We start from the raw sequence: 6522 nt of genomic DNA, 5'->3' as shown, positions 1-6522 counted from the left end.
GCTGGCGGATGCGCCCGATGAAATCGACGCCAAGCGGCGCGCCCTGCTGTCGCAGCTCACCGAGGCCGAAACCTTGCGCAAGGCGGCGGCCGACCGTCTGCAGGAAGCGGAGAACCGGCAATCCGAACTGGACAAGGCCGCCACCGGCGCCATCCAGTTCCTGGCTGAGGCGCGCGAGAGCCGCGTTCGCGCCGAAGAGCGGCTGACCGCGGCCGACGAACGCCGGCTGGAGGTCGAGGCGCGCATCCAGGAAACGCTGAACACACCGCCGCATGTGGTTATTCGCCATACCGGTCTGGAGGCTGACAGCCCGATGCCTGAGATGCCCGAGATCGAGCGTCAGCTGGACCGGCTGAAGATCGAGCGCGAACGGCTGGGCGCCGTCAATCTGCGCGCAGAGGAAGAGCAGAAGGAGCTTTCCGACCGGCTGGAGGCGATCGTGTCGGAGCGCGAGGACATCATCGAGGCGATCCGCAAGCTCAGGCAGGCGATCCAGAGCCTCAACCGCGAAGGCCGCGAGCGGCTGCTTGCCGCCTTCGATGTCGTCAACGGCCATTTCCAGCGGCTGTTCTCGCATCTGTTCGGCGGCGGCACGGCGGAATTGCAGCTGATCGAATCCGACGATCCGCTCGAGGCCGGCCTCGAAATCCTGGCCCGCCCGCCCGGCAAGAAGCCGCAGACCATGACGCTGCTGTCGGGCGGCGAGCAGGCGTTGACGGCGATGTCGCTGATCTTCGCGGTGTTCCTGACCAATCCGGCGCCGATCTGCGTGCTCGACGAAGTCGACGCCCCGCTCGACGACCACAATGTCGAGCGCTTCTGCAACCTGATGGACGAAATGGCCGCCACCACCGAGACGCGCTTCGTCATCATCACCCACAATCCCATCACCATGGCGCGCATGAACCGGCTGTTCGGCGTCACCATGGCCGAACAGGGCGTCAGCCAATTGGTGTCGGTCGACCTGCAGGCGGCCGAGGCCATGCGCGAGGCAAGCTGACCCAGGTCAGCGCTGGCTGGAATGGGCCGCACCGGAGCAATTTCAGGAAAAGGGTGCAAGCGGTTCTCGCTCGGCAAAAAATGTCAGGGCCGCGGACTGTGCCTGTGCGAATGATGTTTGGCCGGGGACCAGACGAAATAGAGCGAGCCCAGTTTCAGCACAGGCACCCTGTGATCCCGCTCGCGATCACGCAGTTCCCGGTAGGTCTTCACCTTCAGTGTGCCCCCCGGCAATCTGATTCGCAAAGCCATGATGCATAGAGCTTACGTGCTTTCTCCAGACGATGGAAGATTCATTTCAAGTTCCTCATCAGTATTCGAGCTCCTGGAGGGGCGATCAGGAATTGTACTGGGCCACCAGATGACGAAATATTTGCCAAACTGCCAGACCGGGACTTCGCCCTTGTACTCTCGCCGCCGCAACTCATAACGTTGCTTGACCTTCAATACACCGCCCGGAAGCCTGATCTTGATCGTCATCGTCCCTCAATACTGATGGCGCACTTCCTGGGTGCCGCGCCCAAAATATCTGTCCGGCCAAGTTAGAAAAATCGCTCACTCTCGGATCGGATCGTTGCAATCCGATTTCGCTGAGTCAATGGAGCCGAGGGCGAACTCCTGTGGCTATCGGCGCCGTGCAGATAAGGCTTGAGAGCGGGCTCAACCTCTGCGCCGCAAGATCCAGTTCACACAGATCACGGCCACGAGGCCACATGCGATGCCGGCGCAATCGGCAAACCAGTCGAACACATCCAGATCGCGCCGTATCAGCGCCGTGCCCTGCAGGACCTCGATCGCCGCTCCAATCATGGCCAGGAAGACGATTAGTCTTGCTTTTCGATCGGGCCAGCCGAGCCCTCCAAGGAAAGTCATGACGGCAAAGGCGCTGGCGTGGTTCAGCTTGTCGGAACGGAAACCGATATCGATCCCGTACTCTTCAAGTCGGGGTATAGGCAGCAGTGCAAGGGCAAGAACAGCGGCAAGCGTGGCGAAAAAGGCGATCCGTTCGACGGCTGGATAAAATCTCATTCTGTTCCAATCTTTGCCTAGCCGCCGGGAAAGTCGAATCCGGCTCGGTATTGGCAGTTCAGGCTGAAACTCGGATCGACGGCGTTGTTCTTCTAAAGCCGCAATTTTTGCTTGAGCTTTTTCAGCCAGGTCTGTTCCGCCTCATCCTGATTTTGATGCGCCGGGACGTAGCGCGGCCGTATCTTTTTTCCTTTGATGTAGAATGGCTTTTCGACTTCTCCAACCAGATTGACGAAAAGCCGGGATTTGTTGGTGGGTTGGCGGACTGTGACGCCGTGGACCGATTCAATCGAGTTGATGAACAATACAAGAATGTTCTTGTCGTATTGAACTGTTTCGACGCATTCCAAATGGGTGTCGTCGACATAGGCATCATTGAAGAGTGTCGCTTTGGCTTTCAGCGTGGCGTATTTGGACTGGAAACGACTAATTGTCAGGTCCCCGCCAACGGCATCATAATCTTCCGGCCTCATATAAAACAGGCCAGAAAATAGCTTGTCGCCATTGTCGATGTGGCTTGTCCGCACCGAGCCGGCATTGGTCACCGGCGTGTTCCCGCTGAGCATCGCATCCATCAGTATGTCGCGTGTTGCATAGGTGTCACTAAACCTGATGCCCGCTTTCATATTCTTGAGGCGTTCATAATTGGGGTAATAATCAGGGTAAAGCTTGTGAATATCGTCATAGAACAGGTCGGCGACCTCGCCGAAAAATGCTTGCGATACATGGTAGGCGATAAAATCGCGCCATATTTGCGGCACGGCTTCGTTCGACCGAACGCGGTGGGCCTCATAATCCCACCTGGTGTTGTTGCGGCGTGTATCGATTTCGAGCGTTTCCGGAGCGGGAAACGTGCCGGCCAATTCCTGGTAGAGATCGAGGGGAAGGGCGTCAGGCAGGATGATGTGTGGAAACGGCTCCGATCGAACGTCGGCCTTGGTGGCTCGTTGAAGGACTGAAAGCGGCTTTGACATCGATGGTGTCCCAGATCGAGTTTGTCCGAATTTGGACAGCGAGGATCGTGTTCAACCTGTTCGGGTTACCGCCTTTCAACGGATCCCTTTCTGCGTCTCGTTCAAAGATTGGAGCGTTGAAAAGGGCTCCGCATGGGCTTTTACCATTTCGCTCATTAGAATATCCGCGCCAGTCATGAGGGGGACCAGGGTTTCCGCAAATGTGTATGTTTTGATGCCGTAAAGCCACTTCAGGTAAAGAAGGGCAGCTGACGTGCCGGAGACGCAGCCAACGATGTTCATTCGGGATACGACAAGCTCTATCGGATATATGTGTGGCAGGTTAGCTTCCATGATCCTGGTGTTGGCGTCGGCCGTCACATTGCCAACTGCATCCAGCAATTCGGGGAAGAAGGGCTTGCTTATTCTGGGATGTTCCTTCCAGACGACGTCGTATCCCCTCTCGACGATCTGCTCCGCAATTCGTCTATAGATCGCCGCCTCTTGCGCGTACGACATTATGCGGTTTCGCGACAATGCCTGGCCGAGCAGCAGGATCCGTGGGTTGGCTGACGCACGGCAATGTTCATCGCCGCCGGAAAGCGCATCCCTGCAGGCTTCACCTATTACGTCGCGCATCAGCGAAGCGCCGACCTGAAATCTTGGTACGTTCTCCAGTGCATCGTGAATGGGGATTTCGTGAAGCAAAGAATAAAACTTCGTCACCCGTCTCAGATGGTGTCTTTCTATCCTGTCGGCCGCTTTCCTCAATCGGAACGCCGGTGAAATTGTAGAGAGTCCTGCAATCAAGACCGCGGTGATGCGTCGTCGAAACCTTGTGCCCGGCGGCCGTGACATGGTTGCCATCTCGAATGGAAGGTATGACGTCAAGCCATCCTCATACAAAACGATCTTGGCTTCAGGGTATGAATCCAGCAGTATTTTTTCCGACGGCCGGTTAACGAAGCAGGCCCAGATTTCAGCTACGGAACTCGCGTCGAGACCAATTGTGTCTCGGATCAGACGATGGATCCGGAAAATTTGCAGTTGCCCATATTTACGCTCGGACGTCAGAAGGTCGTACGCCCATATGATCCGTCTCCAGGTCCATACTTTAGACGCAAGTTCAGCAAGACCGGTCTTGAAATGCTCGGAAACGCCGGCCGTTTCATAAAGCAGGAGATAGTCCTCATGCTCCTGATCCGCCGGGGAGCTTCCATCCATTGTTGATTGGCGAAGTGAGGCAACCAGGCTGAGCAATTGCCAGCTGCCAAAGACGCAGCATATTCGAGCTGGCAATTTAAGATCTCCAGATCGGATGGAAATAACGCTGCATGTTCCGCGATCTCAACCGCAAAATTGCTTCATATCCGACAGGCCGTGTGGCTCGGGGCGTCCCACCCGCTTCGTAATACTGCCTATCGCGTCGGTAGGAAATATCTTTCAGACGGCGGGTCTAACGTCCAAGACAGGCTAGAGTTCCGCACAATAGGCAGGCGAATTCACTTCAACTGAGCGGCAGAGACCTGTCGAGATCCGGCAATAGCACCCGGTGCGGCAGACCGCTCATGCGGTCGTCTTGCTGCTTCGGGTCCCTCTCGGCACCAAGAGCACGAATTCTCCCGGTTCTCGGGAAGGTCGTTGCCCGGGAAAGCGGGTTTCGCTTCCCCCAGTCAAAAGTAAGCTCCAGCCATGAACCGGAGCTAGATGATGACAGAGGCAGAAACCAGAATGTTTCACACACTTGATGTGCCAGCCGGTCCGGTGTGGCGGCCTGCAATCCCGGCCGACCTGACAAGGCAGGGCATGTGTGGGCGCATCTGCGCATCATGCCCGATACAAAGCCCGCACTGCCCCTCGAACGCCCTTGAGGCCGACGCTTCGGCGCAACGTCCCCGGTGAGCAGGCCAGAGCAATTCTAGGAAAAGTGTGAAGCGGTTTTCCGGCCAAAATTGCCTCAAAACAAAGAGTTAGAGCAGCTCGCCGTTTCCGTGAAACGGTGAACTGCTCTGAGGGCGGCGCCGGAAAATGCGCCGCCCTGTCGGAGGGGTCGTCCGCGATCAGGCGGCGAGCCAGGCCCGTGTGAAATCCTGCTCATAGGCCTGGTGCATCTGGTAGCCCATCAAGGAAGGTTTCATATGGCAGAACAGCTTTCGCCAGTAAGGCTGAACGATGATGCCGGAATCCTGCAGCATGACCTGGAGTTCCTTCATTACCACACGGCGCTGCTCCGGATCGGCGATGGAATTGGCCTTGTGGACCTTGGCATCGAAGTCTGGATCGGCGAACCCCGTCTCGTTCCATGCCGAACCGGTCTGATAGGCAAGCGCATAGGTCTGGATGCCGAGCGGTCGGGCGTTCCAATTGGTCGTCGCGAAGGGATACTTCGTCCAGTGGTTCCAGAACGCCGATTCCGGGATGACGGTGCGTTTCACCTTGAAGCCGGCGTCGCGCATCTGCTGGGCGACGGCATCGGAGCTTTCCTTGCGGTAGTCGGCTTCGACCGAGATCAGATCGAACTCGAAATCGAGCTGGCCGGCTTCCTCGAGCAATGCCCTGGCCCGGGCCGGATCACGTTTGATCGGCGGCAGGTCGGCGTGTTCGGGATGCATCGGTCCGACATGATCGTTCTGCGCGACGATGCCCATGCCGTCGGCGCCCAGTTGCAGCACCGCTTCGTTGTCGACCGCAAGCTGTATGGCGTTGCGCACGCGCTTGTCGTCATAGGGTTTGGCGTTGACGTTGCAGCGCGAGACCAGGGTGGCGGCAGTGACGATCTCGCTTTTCTTCAGGCCCAGCCTGTCGAGCATGGCGACGTCATAGGACTGCGTCTGGCCGTTCAGGTCGATCTCACCGGATTCGAAAGCGGAGACGGTGGCGGCCGAGTCGGTGCCGTAGTCGGTCCAGTCGATGCCGTCGAGGAACACCTCGCCGCCCCACCACGACCCGTCCGGCCGCTTGCGCACCGAGGCAGCAACGCCGACATCGAGTTTTTTAAGCTCGAATGGACCCGTGGAAACGGGGTTGGCCGACAGTGGCGCTGCCTTCGGATTGAACGTGCGGTGGACGATCAATGCCGGGTAGTCGGTCATCGCAGGGATAATGGTGATGTCGGGCTGCGACAGTTTCAGGACCAGGGTGTGGTCGTCGCGAACCTCGATGGCACCAGTGCGCGCCACCTTGGTGTCGGGATCGATCAGGGCGGTCATGCGCCCCGCCATCGAGTTGCCGGCGGCATCCTTCTCACACCAGCGCGTGATGTTGAAGGCGACATCCGTGGCGGTGAAATCGTCGCCGTTCGACCACTTCACCCCTGGGCGCACCTTGAGCACATATTCCGTGGCGTCCGCATTGATCTCCCAGCTCTGCAGCAGCACCGGCTCGAAGGTGAAATCCGGCTTCCAGCGCACCAGCGGTTCGAGAAACTGCATGGCGATGTTGCCCATCTGCGAAACCTTGAACTTGCGCGGGTCTTCCAGCTCCATCACCTGCATGGCAACACGCAGCACGCCGCCCTTTCTGGGTTGGGCGGCTTCCTCGG

The 6522-nt window shown here is 58.1% G+C and carries 6 protein-coding genes; 1 reads left to right on the top strand and 5 read right to left on the bottom strand.

The features are described from left to right. Nucleotides 1-1000 (top strand): AAA family ATPase (locus EN994_RS13305; RefSeq protein WP_164745899.1); only part of this gene is annotated, 1000 nt, incomplete at its 5' end. A 263-nt stretch (nucleotides 1001-1263) separates the two neighbouring features. On the opposite strand, the gene EN994_RS13300 is transcribed toward EN994_RS13305, so the two are convergent. The 5 genes from EN994_RS13300 to EN994_RS13280 all read right to left on the bottom strand — a co-directional run. After that, nucleotides 1264-1479 (bottom strand): hypothetical protein, encoded by a 216-nt coding sequence (locus EN994_RS13300; protein WP_082826424.1) that lies wholly within the window; start codon nucleotides 1477-1479, stop codon nucleotides 1264-1266. A gap of 180 nt (nucleotides 1480-1659) precedes the next feature. Beyond that, nucleotides 1660-2028, bottom strand: coding sequence for a hypothetical protein (locus EN994_RS13295; RefSeq protein ID WP_013532752.1), 369 nt, complete (start codon nucleotides 2026-2028; stop codon nucleotides 1660-1662). 92 nt (nucleotides 2029-2120) lie between these two features. Further along, complete coding sequence (locus EN994_RS13290; protein WP_013532751.1) at nucleotides 2121-3002, bottom strand: hypothetical protein; 882 nt, start codon at nucleotides 3000-3002, stop codon at nucleotides 2121-2123. A 75-nt stretch (nucleotides 3003-3077) separates the two neighbouring features. After that, nucleotides 3078-4280 (bottom strand): alpha-2,8-polysialyltransferase family protein, encoded by a 1203-nt coding sequence (locus tag EN994_RS13285; RefSeq protein ID WP_244514274.1) that lies wholly within the window; start codon nucleotides 4278-4280, stop codon nucleotides 3078-3080. Between the two features lie 761 nt (nucleotides 4281-5041). Continuing rightward, nucleotides 5042-6522, bottom strand: a 1481-nt coding sequence (locus tag EN994_RS13280; RefSeq protein WP_164745897.1) for an ABC transporter substrate-binding protein, incomplete at its 5' end; no start/stop codon positions are given.

Source organism: Mesorhizobium sp. M7A.F.Ca.CA.002.09.1.1, assembly GCF_003998555.1.
GTDB classification, from domain to species: Bacteria; Pseudomonadota; Alphaproteobacteria; order Rhizobiales; family Rhizobiaceae; genus Mesorhizobium; species Mesorhizobium ciceri.
The sequence above is the reverse complement of the archived record's forward strand: the minus strand, read 5'-3'. Positions and strand labels throughout refer to the sequence as shown.

Bases quoted from the DNA above. Each gene is read 5' to 3' on its own strand.
- EN994_RS13300 (WP_082826424.1), bottom strand. From the start codon at position 1,479: ATGACGATCAAGATCAGGCTTCCGGGCGGTGTATTGAAGGTCAAGCAA.
- EN994_RS13295 (WP_013532752.1), bottom strand. From the start codon at position 2,028: ATGAGATTTTATCCAGCCGTCGAACGGATCGCCTTTTTCGCCACGCTT.
- EN994_RS13290 (WP_013532751.1), bottom strand. From the start codon at position 3,002: ATGTCAAAGCCGCTTTCAGTCCTTCAACGAGCCACCAAGGCCGACGTT.